Raw genomic sequence first — 25,169 nt, forward strand, 5'->3', positions numbered from 1 at the left:
CTGTTCTACACTCGGCGGGGAGCCCGCAGGGGTAAACACACAGTATGAAGCTGTCCCTGAACAGAGAGCTGAGTGAAATCGAGCGCATCGTGGCCGCCCGACGGGCCTATTTTGCCAAACACAACCTGCCCGGTTCCCTGGCCTATACGGTGGACCTGGCAACCGAAGAACTGTTTGTAAATATGATCCGGCACAATAATCAGGCCCGCGAGAAAATTATCCTCGAGTTCGAAGCGGTGGATAACGGCATCTCGGTGCGGCTTACCGATCGTGAGATCACAGCCTTCGACCCGGCGTCCGCCGCCCCGGCGGATATCGCCACACCGCTGGAAGAGCGCGCTGTAGGCGGGCTCGGCCTGCACCTGGTGCGCCAGCTGGTGGGTGCGGTGCACTGCGAACGCCGCGACGACCGCACCACCCTGTCATTCCTGGCCCGCAAGGAGGCGGCGCATGTTTGAAATCAGTCCCGCGGCCGGGGGGTTGCACTTGTCCGGTCGCTTTGACGCTGCTGCTGCGGCTTCCGCCGAGCCTCATTTTGAAGCCCTGTCCGGGGCGGCCGAGGTGAATATGGCGGCCCTGGAGTACATTTCGAGTGCCGGCCTCGGCGTGCTGCTCAAGGCCCACAAGCGGCTGGCGGCCAGTGGCGCCGGCCTGCGGCTTGTCGAGGTCAGTCCCCACATTGCCGAAATCCTGCATTTCTCCGGTTTCGACATGCTTTTCGAGGTTGTTCCGGCCAGCGATCCCGCCTGACGCCGGGCGTCTGCCATGCCCTGCCAAACTTTTTTAAAAATTTTCCCAACTTTTTTCCCGCTCCTCAGTACTTATGGGTAAGGAGCTGGAAAAGGCCAGGGATGGCCAACTGGTCCTGAGGGGCCAACAGGGTGATAGGCAGGCGCTGAACGAATTGGTAGACCACTACCACGGCGCCGTTTACCGGCTGGCTTACCGGATATTGGGAAGCAGCGAGGACGCGGCAGATGTTACACAGTCAACATTTCTCAGTGCATTCGAAAACCTGCACAGCTATCGCCCGGAATTCAAGTTCTTCAGCTGGATCTACCGGATTGGAGTCAATGAAGCACTCGACTTCCAGCGACGAAGGCAAGGCGGCGAGTGCCTTGACGAGTCGCTACCAGATCAGGGCCCTGGTCCGGAGCTGGTTGCCCGGCACGGTCAGCTTCAGGAACAAATCCAGGCCGCACTGATGCGCCTGAGTGACGAACAGAGGGCGGTGGTTGTGTTGCGACATTATTCAGAGTGCTCCTACAGCGAGATCGGTGAAATCCTGGCCCTGCCGGAGAAAACCGTGAAATCCCGCCTGTTCGAGGGCCGTCGCATGCTGGCCGGACTGCTCGCAAAAGAGGCTGACCATGCTGGGCGATAGCGACAAGCAGCGCCTGCAGGCCGGCTTCGATGGAGAATTGACGCCAACGGAGTGGCGTCGGGTGCAGGAGGAGTTCCGTGGTAACGCTGAGGCCCAGGCCTGGCTGGCGGAACTCGCGCACCTGCGAAGCACCCTGGATGCGGTGCCTGAGGTGCCGGTGCCAAAGGATCTGGCAGCGGCGATCAAGGTCCGTATTCCCGAGGCGGCTATTAAGGAAAGGTCGGAACGCAAGGAAAGCACTGTGCGGCACGTGGATTTTGCCGCCCGCCGACGTCCGCTACGCCCCCTGGTCGGGGGGCTGGCCCTGGCCGCGAGTCTGGTCATGGCTGTGGGGATCGGGGTGCAGTTTTGGGGTGTGTCAGAGCTGGGCATGGACAGCCAGCTGCGGTCAAGGATGACCGGCACCCTTTTTGACGCGGCTGCGCCCGAGGCGCAGCAGCACTGGCAGTGGCCGGGTATGGATGCCCGTGCACTGCTGGTCCGCGACAACAGCGAACTGGCGCTGGAACTGGAACTGGACGCACAAACCGCGGCCGAACTGGTCCTGAGCCTGGACGGAGAACAATGGCGCTGGCGGCAGGACGCCGCCGGAGCCAGCGAGATGCAACAGGCCAGTGGTAGCGACGAGAGCGTGTTGCGACTGGCTGTGGCAGGAGAGCAGCGCTACCGGCTCATGCTTGAGCCGTACACCAGGGACGGTGGTTCAGCGCAGGGTACTCCCCCCACACCGCAAGTCCATCTGCGCCTGGAGCGCGATGGCCAGAGCATTCACCGGGGCACCATAGGGCCTGATTGACGGGACGGTTGTCAGGCAATACCCCTTCAGCGGCCACCAGGCCGCTGTTTTTATGGAGCTGTCCCGGCGTCGGCCCGCCCGAGCGCCCATATTGACCACCGGAAGGCGCCGCTGCGCCGGGGTCAAATTCGGGTAAAAAGGCGGTTGAGGATCGCGCAATTCCTCCTTATAATCGCCCCCCTCTTTACAGGACTATAGCTCAGTTGGTTAGAGCGCTACCTTGACATGGTAGAGGTCCCCAGTTCGAATCTGGGTAGTCCTACCAAACAAAAATGCCCCCGCAACCGCGGGGGCATTTTTGTTTGGAGGGAGTATCCGCAAGATGAGAACTGCCTTCGACAAACTCTCCCCCCGGGAGAGTTTGCAACGAGGCGCGCCAGCGCCGAAGCCCCATCGGGGTCGTTGCAGCCCAAAGGCTGCAACGATTCATCTGCCACCCGCAACCACCACTCCCGCGATTGTCCCCCCAATCTCCCCAAAACCCCCAATCCTCCGCGCCGCCATCTCCCATGTTTGCTAAACTGGCGATCGCTAGAACAACAAGTCCGAAAATATTGGGTAGGGACGTCTGCAATGGGGGACCCGCAGAAGGCTGAGCCGGCCGCGGGCAAGTGGCGGCAGGAGTTGCGCAACCACCCGGTGATCCGGGTGGCGGGTGCGTATTGTGTCACCGCGTGGCTGCTGATGCAGATGGGCGAGATCATTCTTCCCAGCTTCGACGCCCCTGCCTGGATCATGCAGACCCTCATTGCCACGCTGGTGGCGGGGCTGCCGGTAGTCGTCATCCTCGCGCGCCTGACGCGCCTCCCCAGCCTGGTTGGCCTCGCGGAACCGCCGACCCCCGTGGCTTTCCACAAGCGTCCGGATCCGGTCGAGGAAGCCGGCGACATCCTGCGCCTCAAGTCCGCCAGCCTGGCGGTGCCCATGGACCTTTCGGAATCACGCCAGGTGACCACCATGGTGTGTTCCCTGCAAGGCCTGTTGCGGGGGCGAGAGGATCCCGAGACGCTGCTCGGTTTCCTCGCCGGTATCGAGGACGACATCGACCAGGCGATCAGTCGCTACGAAGGCACACGCATGCCCAGCGGTCGCAACGAGATCGTGGTGGCTTTCGGTTTTCCCCAGGCCCATGAGGATGACGCCCGCCGGGCCGCGCGCCTTTCCCGGGAGCTGCTGGAATGTATCCGGGCTCACGATATCGCCGACGGCCCCGACACCCGGGTCATCAGTCGGGCCGGCCTGCATTCAGCCACCATTATTATCGACGAGGGGGCCGGTGACGCTGATGTGATGTCACTGCTGGGTGATACCGTCGGAGTCGCCGGATTTCTCCAGGCCGAAGTGGCCGAAGGGGAGACAGCCCTCAGTGAAGAGACCCGCCTCCTGTTGCGTTCCGGTTTCATGCTCGAGGAGGTGGCGCGTCAGTCTCACCCACGTCTTGGCCAGGGGGTGGCGGTCTACCAGCTCGGCAAGGAGTTGACCGGCGACCTGGCCAACGTCATGGCCGAGCACTCGGAAATCTTCGGCCGCGACCACGAGCACTCGCTGTTGATGGAGCAATGGCGGACCGTGCTGGAGGGCGAATCGGAGTACGTGCTCATCAAGGGTGAACCGGGCATGGGCAAGACCAGCCTGCTGTTCAATGCGGTCAAGGAGCTGGTGGCTGGCGGTGAAGCGCAGTTGATGCTGCTCAGTTGCGAGCCCTACTACCGCGAGTCGCCGTTCCGGCCCCTGATCAATTTTTTCGAGCGCAGAGTGTTCGAGGGCAAGCGTCTTACTCCGGCGGAGCGTTTCCAGCGCTTGCAGGAATTCGTTGGCGGAGTGCTGGAGGAGGGCGACGAAGAGGCGGTTCCCCTGCTGGCCGCCCTGGTATCCAATACGGGAGACGACGAGGTCCTGGTATCGACCAACCGCAGCAGCAAACAGGTCCGCGAGAAAACCCTGGCGCTGCTGGTCACCCTGATGGAGCGCTTTTCGGCGCGCAAGCCCCTGGTGCTGGCGGTGGAAGACCTGCACTGGGCGGACCCCTCCACCCGGGACCTGATCGAAAGCCTGCTCGCTTACGATCCCTCTACACCGATCCTCGGGCTGTTTACCGCCCGGCCGGAATTTGAACCGGCCTGGGCCAACCTGCCGGATGTCATTGAAATCAATCTCAACAAGCTGCCGGCCCGGATTGCGGCGGAGGTGGTGCGCGAGCAGGCGGGGGACGACCGGCTGGCGCCGGAAGTGGTGCAGCAGATCATTGACCATGCCGGTGGCATCCCGCTCTACATCGAACAATTGACCCGTAGCCTGCTGGAAAGCCGCCAACTGGGTGCACAGGGCGAAGAGATCACCATTCCCTCCACTCTCAAGGCATCCCTCGCCGCGCGGATCGATCACCTCGGCCCGGCCAAGCCTCTGCTGCAGCTGTGTTCGGTGCTGGGCTTCGAGTTCAGCTACGAACTGCTGAGGGCGGTCTGTGAAGACAGCAAGGAAAAACTGCTGCGCCAGGTACTGGGCTCGATCGTCAACGCCGGATTGATCTACCAGAAAGGCGCCTTTCCCGAGGCGACATTCAAGTTCAAGCACCGCCTGATCATGGAGGTGGCCAGCCAGTCCCTGTTGCGTCGAACCCGGCAGCGCCTGCACCAGGTGATAGCCGACAAGCTGGAATCCCAATTCCCGGAAATCGGCCAGACCCGTCCCACCCAGGTGGCGCATCATTTCAGTCGTGCGGGCAATGCGCCCAAGGCAATCGAGTACTGGGTTGGCGCCGCCCAGTTATTCCAGGCGCGGTTCGCCAACCAGGAGGCAATGGCGCAGGTCCAGCGCGGCCTGGCATCACTGAAGGATGTGCAGGACCCGGAGCAGCGCAACCAGTTCGAGATCACCCTGCAAAACCTGATGGGGATGATCCGTCTGGCTACCCGGGGCTACACCAACCCCGAGGTCAGGGTGGCTTTCGAGCGTGCCCTGGAACTGAGCGACAAGGTGGAGCAGAGCCCGGCCCTGTTCAAGATGATCGTCGGGCTCTGGATGTACTACCTGATACGGGGCGAGTACGACCGCGCGCTGGAACTGTCCGACCAGCTGCTGCGGCTGGCCGAGGCCATCGACGAAGCGCCGGAGCAGCTCCAGGCAAACTACTGTGCGGGCTATTCCCGTTACTATCGCGGCGATATTCCCGGCACGCTGGAGTACTTCCAGCGTGCACTCGACTATATAGACAGCGATGCCGACTTCAGCCGGCAGACGCCCAGCCGGGACGACACCCGACCGCACCTCTTGTGTATGTATGCCCTGGCGTTGTGGTTTCACGGCGATCCCGAGGGGGCAGATTCGGCAATGCAGAAGTCCCTGGCCATGGCGAGAGACCACGGCCAGCCCTACGGCCTGGCATGGGTTTTGTTCTTCTCGACCTGGTTGCAGCGTATGCGCGGTAAGCGGGAGCAGGCTGCGACCCATGCTGGCGAAATGATCGATATTTGCCAGGAACGGGGCTTTTCATTTTTTGTCCCGCTTGGCATGTTCTTCCGTGCCAGCGCCCTCGAGGATCCACAGGAGCGGGTCGAGGCGATGCAGCAGGCCTTTGCCATCGTGCTGGCGGCTGGGGCCCGCTCTGGCAGCGGCTACCTCAGGGCACTGGTAGTGGGTGAGCTCATCGGGCTCGGTGAGTTGGACAAAGCGGAAGACCTCGCCCGGGAAAATGCCGGCTATATCGAGGCCCAGGGCGAGTGGCTTTATGGCAGTGAGAACCTGCGCCTACAGGCTCTCCTGGCATACAGGAAAGACGGTGATGCCGGGCGCGCAGCGTGCGTTCTGTTGCAGGCTATCGAACAGGCGCGGGAGGTACATAATCTGCCGTTTGCCCTGTCCTGTGCGCTGAACCTGCACGCCCTGCCGGGGCATGAAGGCCAGGCCCTGCAACTGCTGGACGAGGTGCTCGCGTGTTACGCCGGCGAGGATACTAGCGAGGATTACCAGCAGGCCCTGGCAATTGTGAACGAGGCCACGAAACGCGGTCTGTTGGCGAGAAGGGTTTCCCTATAAGCTTTTGGCTTTGCCCGGCGGGTTGGATGACGAGTTCGCAGGGGTCAGGGATGACACAACGGAAGTTGTAACCGGCTTCAGTACAGAAGAGGGAACTTGCAGTATGCGACAGCGTAAGAAGATTCTGATCGTCAATGTCTTTTTCCCCGATGAGCGCATGGCCATCAAGCGCTCCAACCAGGTTCCCAATGCGGTGGCGCCGGCCCTGCTGGCCGGCTACTTCAATCCCGCCACCTGTGATGTCCGACTTTACAACGAGGTCAACAGCGGCTTCCTGGAGGTCTTCCAGCCGGAGTTGATCGGCTGGCCGGACATGCTGGTATTGACCGGCCTCACCGGATCCTTCGACCGCCTGCTGCACCTCACCGCCTATGCCAAAACCGCCAACCCCGACGTGGTTGTCGCCGCGGGCGGGCACGGTGTGCGCGCCCTGCCAACCTACTCCCGGGCCTTTTTCGATTACACCTGCCTTGGGGACGTGGAGGAGATAGCCGAAGTCATCCGCGAGGCACTGGGGGCCGACTATCTCGCCGAGCGCTTCAATCCGCGTTATGACCTGGCCTACTGGATCAATCGGCTGGGTTACGCGGAATCCTCCCGCAACTGCAACTTCCAGTGCGGGTTCTGCAGCCTGACCGGGGTAGGGCGCAAATACGAGGTGCCGCCCATGGATTACCTCGACGCGCAGATGGAGGCGCTGGGCAAGCGGCCGATCTTCTTCTTCCAGGACAACCAGATCATGGGTTCGGGCCCGGAAAGTTTTCGCGAACGGCTACAGCGCTTCCAGGCGCGGCGGGCCGCGGGACAGTTCAAGTACTGGAGCGGCTTTGTCACCGATACCTTCTTCTGGGAGGACGAGAACATCGACTTCGCCCGGGAAACAGGCTGTATCTCGGTGTTTGTGGGCGTCGAGTCATTCGATGACGAGCAGTGGCTCGGGGAGCAGAACAAGAAGCAGAACAGCCGTTACAACCAGGCGGAGCTGTTACGCAGGGCCTGTGACGGCGGGGTGCTGGTGCAGTACGGGCTGGTGTATGACCCGACCCGTCACAGCCTGGCGCAGATGAACCGGGAGCTGGAGATCATCTGCGACAACCCGGAAATTCCCCCACCCAATTTCATTTTTACCGCCATCCCCTTTCCCGGTACGCCCTTCTTCCAGGACAGTCTGGACCAGGGCCTGCTGTTGCCCAACACCCACATGCGGCACATGGAGGGGTCCACGCTCTGCCTGAAGCCGACCCTGGACCCGCAGCAGGAGGTGATCGATTTTATCCGCGCGGGCCGGCGCTTTGCCGGCTATCGCAAGCGCTTCCTGCAGCATCAGGCCCGGTTCCTGCGCCGCTATCGTCACAGCCTGAATCGCGACCAGATGTTGCTGTCGAGTATTGCCACCGCGGCTATCATGGCGCCGACCGCGGTGCTGGGGCCGGGGGCTGCCCTGCGGCGCAAGGTACAGCGAACCCATGTTTCCACCACCGAGGTCCTGGACGGGGTTTATACGCCCTGCCTGCCCGTGGCGGAGCAGTACCGCCATTATTTCCTGCCCACCAACCTGGTGAACTGGGGTGGCGAGGTGAACCCCGCAGTTGCCGATGACGTGCTGCCCCCGGCCCGCCGCCAGACTACTGCCGAGGTGGTACAACTGCGATGAAGAACTGGCAACAGGGGTATCGGGGAATCGGGATTGCCCTGCTGCACGCGCTGGTGCTGGTGGCCCTGTGGCGCGGCACTGACACGGCCGACTGGCTGGCCTTTGCCGTCGTCTATCCATTGGCGGCGATCGGTGTGGGTGTGGCGATGCATCGCTATTTCGCCCATCGCGCCTTCCGTACCAGCCGGGTCTTCCAGTTTGCGCTGGCCCTGATGGCCGCGCTGTCCTTTGGCAACGCCGTGCACTTTGCCGGCAAACACCGCCTGCACCACCGCCACTCCGATGCCGAGGGGGATGTTCACGCCCCCCACCAGGGCTGGTGGCAGTGCTGGTTCGGCAGCCTGATCGACTGCGGCTACAGTGAGCCGAAAATTCGCCGCGAGGCCGCTCACTGGTTCGACTTCCCGGAACTGTCCTTTCTCTACCGCCACGGGTCGCTGCCGGCATTGACCGTTTGCGTCGTGCTGTTTCTGATTGGTGGTTTCAACATGATGGTAATCGGTGGCTGCCTGCCGGGGGTACTCCTGCTGCACCAGAGTTCGGCGGTGAACTATTTTTGTCACTGCCGGGGCCAGCGGGCATTTGCCACCCGGGACCAGTCCACCAATAACCTGCTGGTCGCACTGCTCACCTATGGTGAGGGCTGGCACAACAACCACCATCGCTTCCCCCGCTCCGCCCGTGCCGGCCTGTACTGGTGGCAACCCGATCTGTTCTACGGGGTGATCTGTCTTTTTGAAACGCTGGGCCTGGTGTGGGAGGTGCAACGTATCGACGACCAGCGCCTGCGCCGCGCGGACCTGGCCCTGCATTCCTGACCTGGAGGTTGAATATGGAAGTTCACGACCACGTCCACGATCACACGCCTGTCGAACAGGTAGACGACTGCTGTGACGATCCCAACGACGAACGATTGTTGTCGCACATTGCGATTTCACTGTCTGGCGGTGGCCTGCGGGCGACCGGCTTTCACCTGGGGGCGCTGGACATGCTCGACCGGGTCGACCTGCTGCGCAACATCAACATCCTGTCGTCGGTATCCGGTGGCAGCCTGGCGGGTACCAGTTATGCCCTGTGCCAGGCGGAGGGCAAGGGCTACCAGGAGTGTTTCGACAACCTCTATGAGTTCCTGCCGGGGCTCAACACCATGGAAGAAATCTTCCGCAAGGTCCGGCAGAACCAGGATTCGCTCTATCCCTCCGGGCGGCGCGACCTGATCACTTCCATGGCCAACGTACTGCACGAGCAGTACTTCTCCCGCTTCTACGAGACGCACACCTTTGGCCAGTTCTGGGACAGTACCGATGCGCACCTGACGGAGGTCATGTTCAACGCCACCGAGTTCAAGACCGGTATCGCCTTCCGTTTCCAGAAGAGCCAGTTCCCCTGCAAGATCGGTAATGGCAATGTCAGTGTGGACGAGGCGCATGCCCGGGTCATGCGCATGGCGGATGTCATGGCCGCCTCGGCCTGTATCCCGGCGGGTATGGAACCCCTGTTTTTCCCGGATGATTTCCACTGGCCCCGGGACGACGAACCCGGGCGGCCCGTGTGCACGGCCGTCGCCGACGAGATCGAGCGCCAGACCGGCGGTGCGAACCGCAAGATTGCCCTGATGGATGGAGGCGTGTACGACAACCAGGGGGTGACCAGTATCCTGCTGGCCATGATGCGCCGTGACCGGGCTCGCCAGCAACAGGCCGGTTGCCTGGAGGACGATACCGCCAGCGTCACCGAGCCCACCTCGGTCGAGGGTTGGGGGGACTGGCTGGACCGCTTCTCCCGGGCGTCAAAGGCCCGGATGAATGCGGATGCCTGCGACGACGGCATTGATCTCAGTCACCTGCGCCTGTTCATCATCTCAGACACCCCGGTACGCAGCGAAACCTTCTACCCCAGCAAGCCCCTGCCGAAAAGCGACTCCAACTTTTTCACCCGCCGCAAGCTGGGCCAGTACGACGCCTTCATCTGGGTGCTGACCGGACTCATGGTGCTCAGCGCTGGCGACGGCCTCTGGGACTTGTGGACCTACCGGGACCATATCGGCATGGAAGGAGGGACCTTCCGCAAATTCTTCTCCTTCATATTTCCCACGACCATCATGTTCTTGCTGGCGGCCGTCGTGCTGAAGACCCGGCTCACCATCGTCCAGTTGAACCGGGAAATGGAAAAGGTCATGCCACCCTTCCGCCACAAGCCGTGGCACTACCTGAAGAAGCTGAAGCTGGGTGAGGCTATCAGCATGATCAGCCTGCGGGTCGGCTCTACCGTGGCCCTGACCTCCAAGGTCTACATGAACCGGATTCGCCAGCTCAGCTACAGCACGGTGTATTCCGCCAGCCTGGACGAGCACTCCCTGTCCGGGCGCATCATGACCAACGAAATTTCCACCCTGCTGGATGACGACAAGCGCCTGACGGGGGTGCCCGCACCCACCGAGGAAATGTGCGAGATCGTCGATATGGCAACCCACACCAAGACCGCCCTGTGGCTGAACCCTCACGTTACCTGGCGCGGCTACGGTGAGATGGATATCCTGGTGAGTGCCGGTGAAATGACCACCTGCTACAACCTGATGCGCCACCTGCGCAAGCGCTACGGCGCCGGTGAGCAGCAGGACATTCCCCCCGGCAGCCGCGCCGATGCCCTGTACCAGCGGGCCCTGGCCCTGTGGGAGGAACTGCGGGAGGACCCGATGGCACTGGTGGACCAGCGCAAGGAGAGCGGCCGCTTAAGTGCGTCCTGAGTGCAGCGCGCGCTCAGGCTGCCGGCCTTCCCAGCCCGCGCAGCAGGAAGAAGCCACTGAGGCCCGCGACCAGGGAGGCCAGCAGGATCCCGGTCTTGGCCATCAGCAGGTCCGCGGGGCTATCGGCAAAGCCGAGATCGGCGATGAAGATCGACATGGTGAAGCCAATGCCCCCCAGCAATCCCACGCCCACGATATGGCCCATGCCCAACCCCTCAGGGAGGCGCGCCACCTTCAGTTTCAGTGCCAGCAGGGTAAACCCGGCGATCCCCAGGGGCTTGCCCAGTAACAGCCCGCAGATGACCCCGAGGGTAATCGGGTTGGAGAGGGTGCTGCTAACCTCGGCGAGGTCAATGGGAATACCGGCATTGGCCAGGGCGAATACCGGTATCACCAGGTAGGCCACCGGCAGGTGCAGGGCGTGCTCGGCGCGCTGGGCCGGGGCCTGTACCAGGTGCACCCCGTCTTCCAGCGCGGTGACCAGCGAGCGAAAACGGTTGTTGTGGATGATATCGGGGTTGTCCCACACCGCCTTGCGCATTTTCTTCGAGGAGTCCTCTACCCTGTCGATGAACACCTCCGGCTTGAACTTGGGGCGGATGGGAATGGTAAAGGCGATGACCACTCCGGCAATGGTGGCGTGAATACCACTGGCCAGCATGGCCATCCACAGCAGGGTGCCCGCCACCGCATAGGGCAGGGTGCGGCGCACGCCGATGGCGTTGAGGCAAACCAGCAGGCCGGTGCACAGGGCGGCGTACAGCAGTGCTGTCAGGTTGAGGTCGCTGGTGTAGAACAGGGCAATCACCAGTACCGCGCCGAGGTCGTCGACGATGGCCAGGGCGATCAGGAAGGTGACCAGGTTTTTCGGTACCCGCGCTCCCAGCAGGCTCAGGGCGCCGATGGCAAAGGCGATGTCGGTCGCCATGGGTATGCCCCAGCCCGCCGCGCCCGGGCCCGAGGTGTTGAAGATCCAGTAACCCAGCGCCGGTATCAACATGCCGCCGACCGCTGCGAAAATCGGCAGCAGCGCCTGGCTCAGGGAGGACAGTTCTCCCACCAGCAGCTCCCGCTTCAGTTCCAGGCCCATGACCAGGAAGAAGAAGGCCATCAGCAGTTCGTTGATCCAGTGATGAATCGACAGGGAGAACACGCCCTCGCCAAAGCCCAGGCTGATCGGGGTGTGCAGGAAGTGCTCGTAACCGTGCAGCAGCGGGCTGTTGGCGACCACCAGGGCGATGACCGCGCAGGCCATCAGCAGGATGCCGCTGGTGGTCTGGCGGTGGATGAATTCTTCCAGCGGCGTCAGCAGCCGGTCGAAGGCCTTTTCCCAGGGGGCGTGGTGAATTCCGTCGGACATAGCTCGATCACTTCGGGGAATGTGAGCCCCTAGGATAGCAGTCCGGGTGGGTTAATCGGGCCTAAACTGTGCTCAAAAACGGCCCATCCACGCACAGGCGACGGCCGTCGGGGGAGGCGCAAGCACCGCAAATCCCCACGCCGCACTTGGTCAGGTAGTCGATGGAGCTGAAAATCTGCTCGTCCTTGCAGTACTCGCGTTGCACTTTCACCGCGGCGTGCACCATCGGCGCCGGGCCACAGTTATAGAACACGAGTTTTGCCAGTTCCTCGGGCGTCATGGCCTGCAGGTGTTCGCGCAGCAGTTCGGTGACCACACCGTGATAACCGGCACTACCGTCATCGGTGGCCACGTGGACCTCGGCGATCTGTGCGCACTCTTCGACAAAATACAGCCGCTCGGCGCTGCGGGCACCGGTGAAAACTTTCGCGTTGCCGAAGTCGCGGGCAAGCTGGTACACCGCCGCCAGACCGGTTCCGCCGGCCACCGCGACGATGCTGCCGTCTTCCGGCGGGGCGACGGGGATGCCGTGAGGGCCGCGTACATAGGCCTCGGTACCCGGGGCCAGGTCCATCAGGGCGTGGGTGAATTCTCCCACGTCGATAACCGCCAGGGAGAAGGGGTCATCGGTCAGGGCGGAGAAGGGTTTCTCGCCGAGGCCCGGAATCCACAGGAAAATGAATTCACCGGCCTGCACGTTGACCTTGCGGTCGAAGGTGAGCACGCAGATGTCGTCGCAGACCCGCTGGTTCTCCACCAGGGTGACCGGGCGGAAGCTCATGTCGATGTCGTAGTGAACGTTGCCCTCGGCCTGGTTGCGGCCGGATTCGAGGTCGTCGGCGAGGGTGCGGAAGTAGTCGGCGATCTCGTCGGTGGTGAGGCCGATCAGGGCCGAGCCCACGCCGACCACGGTGGCGCCGGCGTCAAGGAAGGCGCGTACGTCGTCGGCGCTGCTGACACCGCCGCAGCCGATAATCGGCAGCCCGGTGGCCGCGGCCACCTCGCGCACGCACTTCAGGCCGATCGGCAGTACACCCTTGCCGGACATGCCGCCGGCGCCGTTGGACAGCACCGGATGGCCGTGGGCCGAGGTGTAACCGGGTCCCACCGTGTTGATGGCACAGAAACCGTCGGCGCCGCCTTCGGCCGCGGCTTTGGCGATTTCGCCGATGTTGGGTGCATTGGGAGTCAGCTTGGGAATCACCGGGATGTCGACCACGGCCTTCACCGCGCTGACGATCTCCCGCACCATGTCCGGGTCCTGGCCCATGGCCATGCCATAGCCCTTGGCGTGGGGGCAGGAGAGGTTGAGCTCGAGCCCGTCGGACACCGGCGCCAGGATCTTCGCAACCTCGACAAACTCCTCCACGCTGCCGCCGAAAATGGAGGTCAGCAGGAAGCGGTCCGCCGGGACCTGCAACTGGGCCATCAGTTCGGCGGATTTATGGGCGCCGGGGTTGGTCAGCCCCACTGCGTTGACAAAGCAGCCCGGGGCATACTGGCTCAGCACCGGCTCGCGGTAGCCCAGGCGTGGCTCCAGGCCAATGCTCTTGGTGGTCAACACGCCCACTTCGGGCATGTTGTCGAAGACGTACTGGATGATGGGCACGGCCGTGGTCACGATGCCGGAGGGCACGGTGAAGGGGCCGGACAGGGTCTTGCCGAAAAATTCGATAGTCAAAGCGCTGCTCGGTCGGGGTCTGGTTGGACGGGTGCCCCGGCGCGTGCTGGCTCCCGGGCTGGCGGCAATTATACTGCCTGGCCCGGGGGGAGTCTAAGTGCCGGGGCTCATTCCATGGGGCTGAATTCGCCGTTCTGCCATAGTTCCCGCAATTTGAACTTCTGGATCTTGCCGGAACCGGTCAGCGGGAAGTTCTCCACCTCGAACCACAGGCGCGGGGTTTTCTGGGGAGACAGGTTCTCCCGCAGGTAGCTGAACAGGGCTTCCTGATCCAGTTCCTGGCCCGGCGTGGGGCGCAGGAAGCAGCCGACTTCCTCGCCCCAGCGGTCGTGGGGCAGGCCCACCACGGCGACTTCGGCCACGCTGGGGTGGCGGAACAGGGCTTCCTCGATCTCCCGCGGATAGATGTTTTCCCCGCCGCGGATGATCATGTCCTTGAGGCGACCCTCAACGGTGAAGTAACCCCGTTTGTCCATGGTGCAGAGGTCGCCCGTGTGCAGCCAGCCATCGGCGTCGATGGTCTTCTCGGTGGCCTGCGGCATATCGAAATATTCCAGCATCACGTGGTAGCCGCGGGTGCAGAACTCGCCGAGCGTGCCCACTGGCGCAATTTCCCCGGTCTCCGGGTCGACGATCTTGGCTTCGGTATGGGGCATGGCGCGGCCCACGGAACTGGCCTTGTCCTCGACGCTGTCCGAGGGCAGGGTGAGGGTGGCGGTGGGGGAACACTCGGTCTGGCCGAAGGCGATGGAGAAGGGGGCATTCAGGGTCTCTTCCAGCCGCCGCACCAAAGTTGTCGGCACCGTGGCGGCCCCGGAGCCAATGAAGCGGACGGAGGACAGGTCGCGTTTGCCGAAATCCGGGTGCTCCAACAGGGCCACCAGCATGGTCGGTACGCCGACGAGGTTGCGGGCACCGTAGGTCTCGATCAGCTCGAGTATCAGCCCTGGCTCGAACATTTCCGGCAGCACAAAGGTGGACTGGCTGCCCACGGCGCCCAGCACGGCCAGGCCGCAACCGGCGGTGTGAAACAGCGGCATGGGGTTCACCAGCACGCCGGCGTCTCCGGCTCCCTGCAATGCCATGCTGAACAGGGCCACGTTGATCAGGCCGCGGTGGTGCAGCAGCGCGCCCTTGGGAAAGCCGGTGGTGCCGGAGGTGTACTGGATCATCACCGGGTCGCCGGGGCGCACCGAGGGCAGGGCTTGCTGACTTTCCCGGCCCCGGGCCAGCAGCGAATCCATGTCGTCCAGGCAGGCCATCCAGCGCAGTTCCGGGCACTCGCCGCGCACCTGTTCGGCGTGCTGCAGCAGGGGGTTCCCGCGGCAGTTGTTCTGCACCAGCAGGCCGCTGGCCCGGGACTGGGTCAGGATGTACTGCAATTCCCTGGCCTGGAAGGAGGGGTTGACGGTAACCAGGATGACCCCGGCCAGGGCGGCGGCAAATTCCACGATGACCCACTCGGGCACGTTGCCGGCCCACACCGCCACCCGCTCCCCCTGTTCGAACTCCTCCGCCAGTACCCGGGCGAGGGCCTGGGCGTCGTCGTAGAGTTCCGCGTAGGTCCACTGGCGGCGCGCCGCCGGATCGGGAACCCCGGCGATCAGGGCCAGCCGATCGGGATTGTCACGCGCGGCCTCGGCCAGCAGTTCGCCGACGGTCACGTCGCGAATCGGTGGTTCGGAGGGGCCTTTGGCATAGGAATCAGTCATCTGGAGGACACCTTGTTATTGGTATGGAGCATTACGCCCCGAGAGTAAGTGGGGGTCGCAAAGTCCGCAAGCTCGCACTTGCGACAGGGTGCCGGAGAGGCAGGCAGGTACCGCCCAGCCTCTACCTAGGTCCCGCAGAAGGTCTGGTGGACCACCTCTGACGGTTGCGGGGGCAGGGCGTAGCGGCGGTCAGCGAGCTCGTAGTCAAAGGGATTGCGCAGTCGCTTGACCAAACTGTGGAAGGGCTGAAAATCCTCCCTCTCGACCGCCGCGGCAATCGCGGCCTCCACCAGGTGGTTGCGGGGAATAAAGGCAGGGTTTGCCTGGTACATCGCGGCCTGTCGTTGTTCCGGATTGCCGCCTTCGGCGTCGCAGCGGGCCTGCCAGCGTTGCATCCAGGGCAGGAACCGCGCCGGCAAGGGCATCAGTTCCTCTACCTTGGGCGCGGCGCTGGCCGGCGCGGCAAAATCTGCCAGCCGGCGGAAAAACAGGGTGAAGTCCACGCGCTCGGCCGCCATCAGCTCGAACAGTTCCTCCACCAGCTCCCGGTCCCCATCGCGGGACTGTTGCCAGCCCAGTTTCCGGTTGACTCCCGCCTGGTGGGCCGCCAGGAACTGCTCCGGGAAGCGGTCCACCGCCGCCTGTGCCAGCTTGACCCCCTCCTGCTCGTCCTGGTGCAGCAGCGGCAACAGGCACTGGGCCAGCACCGACAGGTTCCAGTGGGCGATGGAGGGCTGGTTGCACCAGGCATAGCGACCGTTGTGATCGATGGACGAGAACACCGTCTCCGGGTGGAAGTCGTCCATGAATGCGCAGGGGCCGTAGTCGATGGTCTCGCCGGACAGCAGCATATTGTCGGTATTCATGACCCCGTGGATGAAGCCCAGTAGCTGCCACCGGGACACCAGCGCCGCCTGGCGCCGGATAACACCTTCCAGCAGGGCGAGCGCCGGGTTCGCGGCGCTCGCCGCCTCCGGGTAGTGGCGCGCGATGACATGGTCGGCCAGCTGTTGCAGCGCCCCGGTATCGCGGCGGGCGGCAAAAAATTCAAAACTCCCGATCCGGATATGGCTGCGGGCCACCCGGGTCAGGACCGCGCCTGGCAGGGCCCTGTCGCGGTAGACAGTATCGCCCGTGGTTACTGCCGCCAGGGCCCGGCTGGTGGGAACCCCCAGAACGTGCATGGCTTCGCTGACGATATATTCCCGCAATACCGGCCCCAGGGGAGAGCGGCCGTCGCCACCCCGGGAATAGGGCGTGCGCCCGGAGCCCTTGAGCTGGATATCGAAACGCTCACCGCTCGGGCTCACGACCTCGCCCAGCAGGATGGCGCGCCCGTCCCCCAGTTGAGGATTGAAACCGCCGAACTGGTGTCCCGCATAGACGGCCGCCAGCGGTTCGGCGCCCGCCGGCAGGGCGTTGCCGGCGAGCACCCGGGTGCCGGCACCGGAGGCCAGCCAGTCTGCGTCCAGGCCCAGTTCGGCGGCCAGTTCCCGGTTGATCCGGATCGGGCCGGGCCGGGTGACGGGCGAGGGCTCGAGGCGGCTGTAAAACTGCCCGGGCAAGTTGGCGTAGCTGTTGTCGAAGGGCCAGTGGGAGGGAGACGTCATGGCGGTGTGGGCGCTGGCAGGCTGTTGGGGTGAATTTCCGACTGTATCACCCCTGCCGGGGGAAGGCACCCGGTGCCAGTTGGCGGTAATCTGGACACTTTATCCACAACCCGGTCCCGACTATAATCCGCCCATGCTGTCGCGACTGAACACATTGTTGATCACCGTTTTCCTCCTGCTGGGCCTCGCATTCCAGTCGGTGGGGGCGGGTGCGTGTCCGGGTGCCGGCAGCGTTGATGGCCCGGCCCACGCCGCTCATATGGATATGAGTGTGCCTGGCATGGAAATGTCCGGCATGGAGATGCCCGACACTGATATGCCCGGTGCCAACCTGCCCGGTAGTGGTGACTGCTGCGATGACAGCGAACACTGTCCGATGCAGGCCTGCTTCACCGGTGCGGCGCTGCCGTGCACGGTCGACGTGCTGCAATTACCGCCTTCGGCGGCCCTGTTGCCACCTGCTCCGGTGCGCAATACCTCTCCCGCCTGTTCCCGTTTCGAACGTCCCCCGATCTTTGCCTGACACAGGACAGCTACGCCTGTCCGACGCGTTTTGACCCTGCGGTGTAGTGCACCGGAGGTTTGTGTCAGCGCTGGTTCGCCAGCTCCCGAGATGGGGAAATCACAATGTTCGCCGTACCCTTTGTCCGTATCGCCAGCCTGGTGGTGGTGTTATGTAGTCTGAGCTCGCCTGTACTGGCCCAGGGACCCTTGTCTCTGGAAGACGCCATCGCGCTGGCGCGAGAGCAAGACCCCTGGCTGGAAGGCAGCCGCCTGCGTCAGGAGGCGCTGGCGGCCAGTGAAGTGGCCGCCGGCAGCCTGCCGGACCCGATGATCAGCCTCGGCGCCGCCAACCTGCCGATTGATACCTTCAATTTCAACCAGGAACCCATGACCCAGTTCAAGGTCGGGGTGAGCCAGGCCTTGCCCCGGGGCGACAGCCTCGAGCTCGGCCAGCAGCGCTTTGCCCTGCTGGGTGAGCAGCAGTCGCACCTCAGGTCGGACCGCCGCGAACAGCTCGCTGTGAGCGTGGCGGGGTTGTGGCTTGACGCCTGGCTGGCGCAGGAAAGTGCCCGCCTGATTGAAGGGGACCGGTCGCTGTTCGAATACCTGTTCGAAGTGGCGCAGAACAGCTATTCCAATGCCCTCGGCCAGACCCGCCAGCAGGATGTGATTCGCGCCCAGCTCGAACTCACCCGCCTGGATGACCGCATTGCCCGCCTGCGCCAGCAGCACGATACCGCCGTCGGCCAGCTCGCCCAGTGGCTGGGCGCCGGGGTTGGCGTGGGTGGGGCGCTGCCCGAGCTGGCCCTGCGGGCGCCGGAGCGGGTCAGGGCGGCCGGCCCGGTGGACGCCGCCTGGCTGGGACAGGTGCTCTCGGCTCACCCCGTGGTGGCCAGTGTCGAGCAAACCATTGCCGCCAGCGAGGTGGATGTGGAGCTGGCGCGGCAGAAGTTCCGCCCCCAGTGGGGTGTGAACGCCAGCTACGGCTACCGTGACGACGCTCCGGACGGCATGGACCGGGCGGACTTCTTCTCGGTGGGGGTGAGTTTTGACCTGCCGCTGTTTACCTCCAATCGCCAGGACCGGGAGCTGCAATCGGCCGCGGCCCAGGCCGAAGCCAGCCGCACCGATCGGGCCCTGGCGCTGCGTCGCCTGCGGGCCGGATTTGAAGCGGAGCGCGCCAGCCTGACCCAGCTGGAGGCGCGCGAATCACTGTACAGCGACCGCTTGCTGGCGCAGATGCACGAACAGTCCGAGGCTGCGCTCAGTGCTTATACCAGCGTCGACGGCGACTTTGCCGAAGTGGTGCGTGCGCGCATCGATGAACTCAACACCCGGGTAGAAGCCCTGGGTATCCGGGTGGAGCGCCAGCGCGCCATTGCCCGCCTCAACTATTACCTGGCTGGCCTCGACGCCGCAGAGGAGAAAGCACCGTGAAAACCCTGTTGACTGTCATTGCAAGTGCCCTGGTCGGGGCCGGTGCCTCGGCGTTGCTGCTGTCGGGCGGAACTGCCCAAAGTGTGAACGATGAATCGTCCGCCGAGCGCAAGCCCCTGTACTGGGTCGCGCCCATGGATCCCAATTACCGCCGTGACCAGCCCGGAAAATCGCCGATGGGCATGGACCTGATCCCGGTGTACGAGGAGGGCGGTAGCGATGCCGGCCCCGGTACGGTGCGCATCTCACCGGAGGTCGTCAACAATCTCGGGGTGCGGACAGCGCCGGCCCGGCACCAGAGCTGGCAGACCGAGATCCAGACCGTGGGTTATGTGGACTACGACGAAGACCGCCTGGTGCATATTCACCCGCGGGTGTCGGGCTGGGTGGAGCGGCTGTATGTGAAGGCCGCCGGTGACCCCGTGGAACAGGGGCAGCCACTCTACGCGCTGTATTCCCCCGAGCTGGTTAACGCGCAGGAAGAGTTGCTGATTGCCCTCAAGCGCAACAACAGCGCCCTGATCGACGCGGCTGCCGCGCGCCTGCGTGCCCTGCACCTGAGCGAGGAATTCATCCAGCAGCTGCGCCGGCGCGGCACTGCGGTACAGACCGTGACCTTTTACGCGGTGCAGGGGGGTGTGGTGGATGAGCTGGCCATTCGCGAGGGTTTCTACGTGCAGCCGGGCACCACGATGCTCTCTATCGGCCAGTTGGACGAGGTGTGGGTGGAGGCGGAAGTCTTCGAGCGGCAGGTGGCGGGCCTGAAGGCCGGCCTGCCGGTGACCATGCGCCTCGATTACCTGCCGGGCCGGGAGTGGGAGGGCGAAGTGGATTACGTCTATCCGGATCTCGATCCCGAGTTGCGCACCGTGCGCGCGAGGTTGCGCTTTGCCAACGAGGACGGCCAGTTGCGGCCCAACATGTTCGCCCAGATCAGTATCCGCGGTGAGTCTGGAGGCGAAGCCCTGGTGGTGCCGCGGGAAGCCCTGATCCGCACGGGCAGGCAGGACCGGGTGGTATTGGCCCTGGGTGACGGCTGCTTCAAGTCGGTGGCAGTTCGCCCCGGTCGTTTCGATGAGCAGTCGGTGGAGATTCTCGAGGGCCTCACTGAAGGCGACGAAGTGGTGGTGTCGGCCCAGTTCCTGCTCGACTCGGAATCCAGCAAGAATTCCGACTTCCAGCGCATGCAGCCGATGGCGGCAATGGATCACTCGACCATGGATCACGGCAATATGGACGACGGCAACATGGATCACTCGACCATGGATCACGGTGATATGGGTGACGGCAGCATGGATCACTCGACCATGAATCACGGCGATATGGACCACGGCAGCATGGATCACTCGACCATGAATGATGCTTCGGTCGATGGAGAGCAGCGCAATGATTGAGTCGGTCATTCGCTGGTCAGTCGGCAACCGCTTCTTCGTGTTGCTTGCCACCGCCATTCTGGTGGGCATGGGCCTGTTCGCTGTGCGCAATACGCCAGTGGACGCCATTCCCGATCTCTCCGACGTACAGGTCATCATCAAGACCAGCTACCCCGGTCAGGCGCCCCAGGTGGTGCAGGACCAGGTGACCTATCCGCTGACCACCGCCATGCTGTCGGTGCCCGGGGCGGTGACCGTGCGTGGTTACTCCTTCTTCGGGGACTCCTACGTCTACGTCATCTTCGATGAGGACACCGATCTCTACTGGGCCCGTTCCCGGGTACTGGAATACCTGAGCCAGGTGGCGCCGTCGCTGCCGGAGAATGCGCGGCCACAGCTGGGCCCGGACGCCACCGGCGTGGGCTGGGTCTATCTCTATGCGTTGGTGGACCGCACCGGCCAGCACGATATCAGCGAGTTGCGCAGCCTGCAGGACTGGTTCCTGCGCTATGAGCTGCAAACTGTGCCCGGTGTCTCCGAAGTGGCCACGGTAGGCGGCATGGTCAAGCAGTACCAGGTGCAGGTGAACCCGGACAAGCTGCGGGCCTTCGGCATTCCCCTGTCCCTGATCCAGACCGCGATCCGCGAGGCCAACCAGGAAGTGGGAGCGTCGGTAGTGGAGATGGCCGAGGCCGAGTACATGGTACGGGCTTCCGGCTACCTGCAGAGCGCCGAGGATATTGGCAATGTGCCCCTTGGCACCAACGAAAATGGCACACCCCTGCTACTGAAGGATGTTGCCGACATTGTGCTCGGGCCACAGATGCGCCGCGGGGTGGCGGAACTGAACGGCGACGGGGAGGTGGCCGGCGGCATCGTTGTCATGCGCTTCGGCGAGAATGCCAGCGCCACCATCGACGGTGTAAGGGCGAAGCTCGAGAGCCTCAAGGGCAGTCTGCCCGAGGGCGTGGAACTGGTCACGGTCTACGACCGCTCGGGTCTGATCGACCGGGCGGTGGAAAACCTGTGGTACAAGCTGGGCGAGGAACTGCTGATGGTGGCGCTGGTGTGCGCCCTGTTCCTGTTCCACCTGCGCTCGTCGCTGGTGGCGGTGATCAGCCTCCCTGTCGGCATTCTCGCGGCCTTTGTGGTGATGTACCTGCAGGGCCTGAATGCCAACATCATGTCCCTGGGCGGGATCGCCATCGCCATCGGTGCCATGATCGACGGCGCCATCGTGATGATCGAAAACATGCACAAACACATGGAGCGGACCCCGTTGACGGCAAAGAACCGCTGGCAGGTGGTGGCCGAAAGTGCTGTGGAAGTGGGGCCGGCGCTGTTCTTCAGCCTGCTGATCATCACGGTCAGTTTCATCCCGGTGTTTACCCTGGAGGCGCAGGAGGGGCGTATGTTCTCGCCCCTGGCGTTCACCAAGACCTACGCCATGGGTGCTGCGGCGGCGCTGGCCATTACCCTGGTGCCGGTACTGATGGGTTATTTCATTCGCGGCAAGGTGATTCCCGAGGCGAAGAACCCCGTCAACCGGGTACTGATGCGCGCCTACCTGCCGGCGCTGAAGGCCGCGCTGGGGCGCCCGAAAACAGCCCTGGCGCTGGCGGCCCTGCTCACCCTGAGCGCCCTGTGGCCACTGCAACACATCGGCAGCGAGTTCATTCCGCCTCTGGATGAGGGCGACCTCATGTACATGCCCACCACCTACCCGGGCATTTCCATCGGCGAGGCGCGCCGCCTGCTGCAACACACCGACAAGCTGATTCGCACGGTGCCCGAGGTGGCCACCGTATTCGGCAAGATCGGCCGCGCCGAAACGGCCACCGACCCGGCGCCATTGACCATGATCGAGACCTTTATCCAGCTCAGGCCGCGGGATGAATGGCGCGACGGTATGACCACCGAGAAACTCAAGCAGGAGCTGGATGCCCTGGTGAAACTGCCCGGCGTGACCAACGCCTGGGTGATGCCCATCAAGACCCGTATCGACATGCTGGCCACCGGCATCAAGACCCCGGTGGGGGTGAAGGTCGCCGGGCCGGACCTCGATACCATCCAGGAAATCGGCAAACAGCTGGAACAGGTGCTGGCCGGGGTGCCGGGTACGGCTTCCGTCTATTCCGAGCGGGTGGCCGGCGGTCGTTATATCAACGTCGACATCAACCGTGAGCAGGCGGCGCGCTATGGTCTGGGAATTTCCCAGGTGCAGCAGGTAATTGCCACGGCGGTTGGCGGCACCAATGTCACCCAGACAGTGGAAGGGCTGGAGCGCTACCCGGTGAATCTGCGCTATCCCCAGGCCTATCGCGACTCGCCAGAGCAACTGGCCCTGCTGCCCATTGTGACGCCCGCCGGTCAGCGCATCGCACTGGCCGACGTGGCCGAGGTGCGGGTGGAGGACGGTCCACCCGGGATCAAGAGCGAGAATGCCCGGATCAATGGCTGGACCTTTGTCGACATCGACGGTGTGGATATCGGCAGCTACGTGACGGCAGCCCGGGAAGTGGTGGCGCAGGAACTGGAACTGCCGCCGGGTTATTCGGTGACCTGGGCTGGCCAGTACGAGTACATGGAGCGCGCGAAGGCGCGGTTGATGTACGTCATCCCCCTGACCCTGGCCATCATCGTGGTGTTGCTGTACATGAACTTCAGCAACTTCACCCAGGTGGCGATCCTGATGGGCACCCTGCCACTGGCTCTGGTGGGTAGCGTCTGGCTGATGTACCTGCTCGGCTTCAACTTCTCCATCGCGGTAGGGGTGGGGGTGATTGCGCTGGCCGGTATCGCGGTGGAAACCGGGGTGATCATGCTGGTTTACCTGGACCAGGCCTTTGCCGAACTGCAGCGGGACAATGCAACGCCCAGCGATGAAGCGTTGCGCGAGGCGGTGCTGCACGGCGCGGTACTGCGGGTGCGCCCGGTGGTGATGACGGCTGCGGCAACCATTGTTGGCCTGGTACCCATCCTGTACGGCAGCGGCACCGGCTCGGAAGTGATGAGCCGGCTGGCGGCGCCCATGGTGGGAGGAATGGTCAGCTCGGTGGTACTGACCCTGCTGATTCTGCCGGTGATCTACTGGCTGTGGCGCAGGCGTGAGATAGGCCACCAGGTCGCGAACTGATCGCGACCCTGGCCGGTTCGCGTGCCGTCGGGTCAGCCGGGCTTGGCGCGATACACCCTGTGGAGTCATTGCGCAGTCCGCGTTTTTCCTACAGTGTATGGGGGTCGAAGCCAGAAGCCGGAAGAGAACAGGGAGAAGAGGGATGGCCTCTGCAACAGCCTCAAGGCTCCTTTCCTTGCTCAGCCTGCTAGGGCTGGTCCTGTGGACAGCATTTAATATCTGGATGTGGCAGTGGAGCGGTGCCTGGGGTGGAACCGTACATGTTGAACCGGAGTGGCTTTTCATTCTCGCCCTCGGCTTTCTCGCCTACTTTGCATTGCACCTGATTCTCAGGCTGGTGACGGGAAGGTGGCACCTGTATCCCAGGCGATGACCTCTCTCGGTAACGCGATGATCAGAAACTCCCTTGTTATTCACCGGACTCCTCATGATGGCAGATAGCCTGCGGCGGTACGCGCTGTTGTGGCCACTGCTTTGGTTGGGACTGTGGTATCCGCAGTGCTCGCTGGCGCACTTGCCAGCGGCCTATGGACGGGAATTTGTGCGGGTGCAGGGGCAAAGCGCACCGGTAAGTACACCGGACGTGCCTGCTGCCAATCCCCTGCATGCCAGTGAGGCATCGCGACCCTATCGCGAGGCCCTCCGCGAGGGCGAACTGGGTACAGGCCCCTATTCTGCAACGCTGACCGAGCCCCTGGTCTCGCTGGCGCGTCTGCGCGAAGAGCAGGGTGAGGACGACGAGGCCCTGCGCCTGTATGAGCGGGCAGTGTATGTCGAGCGCATCAACAGCGGCTTCGAGAGTGAGGCGTTGGTCCCGCTGTTGGAGGCGCAAATGGCGCTCTACGGTAAGCAGGGAGACGTCGCAGGGCTCGATCGGGTGCATCGCCAGCTGTTTCGGGTGGCGGGCAGCGGGCTCCCACCGTATACGCCGGAGCGACTGCAGGCGGCAGACCGCTACCTGAGCTGGCAGCGGCAGGTACTGCAGCAGATTCCCGACGAGGCGGTAGGCGGCCGGCTGCTGGAACTTCTTGATACCAACCGCCGCCTGCTCGAGAGCTACCTGGCTTCCCCCGAACCGGACCCGGACGCGCACCGGCAACTGGTGATGAGCCAGTTGTTCAACCTCTACTTGCTCCAGGGCATGGACCCGATCGCGGAGGCTACGACCACGGCGGTCCAGCCAGGCTCGGAGCGCAATATCCTGGACAGCTGGCAGCGCCGCTCTGTGGGCTACGGTGCCCGGATACTCGAGGACTACATCGAACGTTGGCCAACCCTGCCTCCGCTCTGGCTGGCGGCCATCAGGCTGGAGCAGGGCGACTGGTACCAGTGGAACGACCAGCGGCGCAATGCGCGCAAGGCCTATGAATCGGTCGAGCGTGCGATTCTGGCCGCCCCTGAAGCGGAACGCCCGGACTGGCTGGAAGAGCCGGCAGAGCTGCCGGCCAACGGAGCGATGGGGGAGGTCATTCCTCCCGAACAGGGGGACGCTGCAGTGACCCTGAGCTTTTCAGTGTCGGCGAGCGGGCAGGCCAGAAAGGTCACACTGGTATCGGGCCCGGAAGATACCGGCTTCCGGATCCGGCGGCTCCTGCGGGAAACCCATTTCCGTCCGGCGATTCATATGGGAGAGGCCGTGGACAGCGGCGAGTTGGAGCGGAGTTACTGGCTGGTTGAATAGCCGAAATCCGGTTACAGAATGGCTGTACCCGGGGCTGCGGCCGAGCGTAAATTTGCAATC

The 25,169-nt window shown here is 63.7% G+C and carries 17 protein-coding genes and 1 tRNA gene; 14 read left to right on the plus strand and 4 right to left on the minus strand.

All coding sequences use genetic code 11. The annotated features are described in order from the left end of the window. Positions 1-44 precede the first annotated feature (44 nt). The 9 genes from FV139_RS10760 to FV139_RS10805 all read left to right on the plus strand — a co-directional run bounded on the left by FV139_RS10760 (position 45) and on the right by FV139_RS10805 (position 10,615). Positions 45-458 (plus strand): ATP-binding protein, encoded by a 414-nt coding sequence (locus tag FV139_RS10760; protein ID WP_148068424.1) that lies wholly within the window; start codon positions 45-47, stop codon positions 456-458. After that, positions 451-750, plus strand: a complete 300-nt coding sequence (locus tag FV139_RS10765; protein ID WP_148068425.1) for an STAS domain-containing protein — start codon at positions 451-453, stop codon at positions 748-750. The genes FV139_RS10760 and FV139_RS10765 overlap by 8 nt, the downstream gene beginning before the upstream one ends. A 73-nt stretch (positions 751-823) precedes the next feature. After that, entirely contained in the window at positions 824-1,384 is a 561-nt protein-coding gene (locus FV139_RS10770) for an RNA polymerase sigma factor (protein ID WP_148068426.1), read from the plus strand. After that, a complete protein-coding gene (locus FV139_RS10775; RefSeq protein WP_148068427.1) occupies positions 1,371-2,180 on the plus strand; it encodes a hypothetical protein in 810 nt (269 codons plus the stop codon). The genes FV139_RS10770 and FV139_RS10775 overlap by 14 nt, the downstream gene beginning before the upstream one ends. Positions 2,181-2,368: 188 nt before the next feature. Further along, a tRNA-Val gene (locus tag FV139_RS10780) sits at positions 2,369-2,445 on the plus strand. Between the two features lie 308 nt (positions 2,446-2,753). Beyond that, positions 2,754-6,215: an AAA family ATPase gene (locus tag FV139_RS10790; RefSeq protein ID WP_187276484.1), complete on the plus strand. Its 3,462-nt coding sequence runs from the start codon at positions 2,754-2,756 to the stop codon at positions 6,213-6,215. 103 nt (positions 6,216-6,318) lie between these two features. Further along, entirely contained in the window at positions 6,319-7,869 is a 1,551-nt protein-coding gene (locus FV139_RS10795; protein ID WP_148068429.1) for a B12-binding domain-containing radical SAM protein, read from the plus strand. Further along, entirely contained in the window at positions 7,866-8,687 is an 822-nt protein-coding gene (locus tag FV139_RS10800; RefSeq protein ID WP_148068430.1) for an acyl-CoA desaturase, read from the plus strand. The genes FV139_RS10795 and FV139_RS10800 overlap by 4 nt, the downstream gene beginning before the upstream one ends. A 14-nt stretch (positions 8,688-8,701) precedes the next feature. Continuing rightward, entirely contained in the window at positions 8,702-10,615 is a 1,914-nt protein-coding gene (locus tag FV139_RS10805; RefSeq protein WP_148068431.1) for a patatin-like phospholipase family protein, read from the plus strand. A gap of 13 nt (positions 10,616-10,628) precedes the next feature. Here the strand turns inward: FV139_RS10805 and nhaA are convergent, their stop codons facing one another. From nhaA to FV139_RS10825, 4 genes are all read right to left on the minus strand, one after another. Continuing rightward, a complete protein-coding gene (nhaA, locus tag FV139_RS10810; protein WP_148068432.1) occupies positions 10,629-11,975 on the minus strand; it encodes a Na+/H+ antiporter NhaA in 1,347 nt (448 codons plus the stop codon). A gap of 61 nt (positions 11,976-12,036) precedes the next feature. Continuing rightward, on the minus strand, positions 12,037-13,656 hold the full coding sequence (locus tag FV139_RS10815; RefSeq protein WP_148068433.1) for a tRNA-dihydrouridine synthase: 1,620 nt from the start codon (positions 13,654-13,656) through the stop codon (positions 12,037-12,039). A 107-nt stretch (positions 13,657-13,763) separates the two neighbouring features. Beyond that, positions 13,764-15,368 carry an AMP-binding protein gene (locus tag FV139_RS10820; RefSeq protein WP_148068434.1) on the minus strand — a complete coding sequence of 535 codons (1,605 nt, stop codon included), beginning with the start codon at positions 15,366-15,368 and terminating at the stop codon, positions 13,764-13,766. Between the two features lie 125 nt (positions 15,369-15,493). After that, positions 15,494-16,978 carry a protein adenylyltransferase SelO gene (locus FV139_RS10825; protein ID WP_148068435.1) on the minus strand — a complete coding sequence of 495 codons (1,485 nt, stop codon included), beginning with the start codon at positions 16,976-16,978 and terminating at the stop codon, positions 15,494-15,496. Positions 16,979-17,111: 133 nt separating this feature from the next. Here FV139_RS10825 and FV139_RS10830 point away from each other — a divergent pair, with 133 nt between their 5' ends. The 5 genes from FV139_RS10830 to FV139_RS10850 all read left to right on the plus strand — a co-directional run bounded on the left by FV139_RS10830 (position 17,112) and on the right by FV139_RS10850 (position 25,109). Next, positions 17,112-17,501: a hypothetical protein gene (locus tag FV139_RS10830; RefSeq protein WP_148068436.1), complete on the plus strand. Its 390-nt coding sequence runs from the start codon at positions 17,112-17,114 to the stop codon at positions 17,499-17,501. 104 nt (positions 17,502-17,605) lie between these two features. Further along, on the plus strand, positions 17,606-18,919 hold the full coding sequence (locus FV139_RS10835) for a TolC family protein (protein WP_148068437.1): 1,314 nt from the start codon (positions 17,606-17,608) through the stop codon (positions 18,917-18,919). Beyond that, positions 18,916-20,313: an efflux RND transporter periplasmic adaptor subunit gene (locus tag FV139_RS10840; RefSeq protein ID WP_148068438.1), complete on the plus strand. Its 1,398-nt coding sequence runs from the start codon at positions 18,916-18,918 to the stop codon at positions 20,311-20,313. The genes FV139_RS10835 and FV139_RS10840 overlap by 4 nt, the downstream gene beginning before the upstream one ends. Further along, positions 20,306-23,428, plus strand: a complete 3,123-nt coding sequence (locus FV139_RS10845; RefSeq protein WP_148068439.1) for an efflux RND transporter permease subunit — start codon at positions 20,306-20,308, stop codon at positions 23,426-23,428. Before FV139_RS10840 ends, FV139_RS10845 begins: the two co-directional genes overlap by 8 nt. 427 nt (positions 23,429-23,855) lie before the next feature. Further along, positions 23,856-25,109 carry an energy transducer TonB gene (locus FV139_RS10850; RefSeq protein WP_148068440.1) on the plus strand — a complete coding sequence of 418 codons (1,254 nt, stop codon included), beginning with the start codon at positions 23,856-23,858 and terminating at the stop codon, positions 25,107-25,109. Positions 25,110-25,169 lie beyond the last annotated feature (60 nt).

Origin of the sequence: Parahaliea maris (assembly GCF_008064665.1) — a bacterium.
GTDB classification, from domain to species: domain Bacteria; phylum Pseudomonadota; class Gammaproteobacteria; order Pseudomonadales; family Halieaceae; genus Parahaliea; species Parahaliea maris.

Coding starts and splice junctions, on each gene's coding strand:
- FV139_RS10760 (WP_148068424.1), top strand. CDS start 45: ATGAAGCTGTCCCTGAACAGAGAGCTGAGTGAAATCGAGCGCATCGTG.
- FV139_RS10765 (WP_148068425.1), top strand. CDS start 451: ATGTTTGAAATCAGTCCCGCGGCCGGGGGGTTGCACTTGTCCGGTCGC.
- FV139_RS10770 (WP_148068426.1), top strand. CDS start 824: ATGGGTAAGGAGCTGGAAAAGGCCAGGGATGGCCAACTGGTCCTGAGG.
- FV139_RS10775 (WP_148068427.1), top strand. CDS start 1,371: ATGCTGGGCGATAGCGACAAGCAGCGCCTGCAGGCCGGCTTCGATGGA.
- FV139_RS10790 (WP_187276484.1), top strand. CDS start 2,754: ATGGGGGACCCGCAGAAGGCTGAGCCGGCCGCGGGCAAGTGGCGGCAG.
- FV139_RS10795 (WP_148068429.1), top strand. CDS start 6,319: ATGCGACAGCGTAAGAAGATTCTGATCGTCAATGTCTTTTTCCCCGAT.
- FV139_RS10800 (WP_148068430.1), top strand. CDS start 7,866: ATGAAGAACTGGCAACAGGGGTATCGGGGAATCGGGATTGCCCTGCTG.
- FV139_RS10805 (WP_148068431.1), top strand. CDS start 8,702: ATGGAAGTTCACGACCACGTCCACGATCACACGCCTGTCGAACAGGTA.
- nhaA (WP_148068432.1), bottom strand. CDS start 11,975: ATGTCCGACGGAATTCACCACGCCCCCTGGGAAAAGGCCTTCGACCGG.
- FV139_RS10820 (WP_148068434.1), bottom strand. CDS start 15,368: ATGACTGATTCCTATGCCAAAGGCCCCTCCGAACCACCGATTCGCGAC.
- FV139_RS10825 (WP_148068435.1), bottom strand. CDS start 16,978: ATGACGTCTCCCTCCCACTGGCCCTTCGACAACAGCTACGCCAACTTG.
- FV139_RS10830 (WP_148068436.1), top strand. CDS start 17,112: ATGCTGTCGCGACTGAACACATTGTTGATCACCGTTTTCCTCCTGCTG.
- FV139_RS10835 (WP_148068437.1), top strand. CDS start 17,606: ATGTTCGCCGTACCCTTTGTCCGTATCGCCAGCCTGGTGGTGGTGTTA.
- FV139_RS10845 (WP_148068439.1), top strand. CDS start 20,306: ATGATTGAGTCGGTCATTCGCTGGTCAGTCGGCAACCGCTTCTTCGTG.
- FV139_RS10850 (WP_148068440.1), top strand. CDS start 23,856: ATGATGGCAGATAGCCTGCGGCGGTACGCGCTGTTGTGGCCACTGCTT.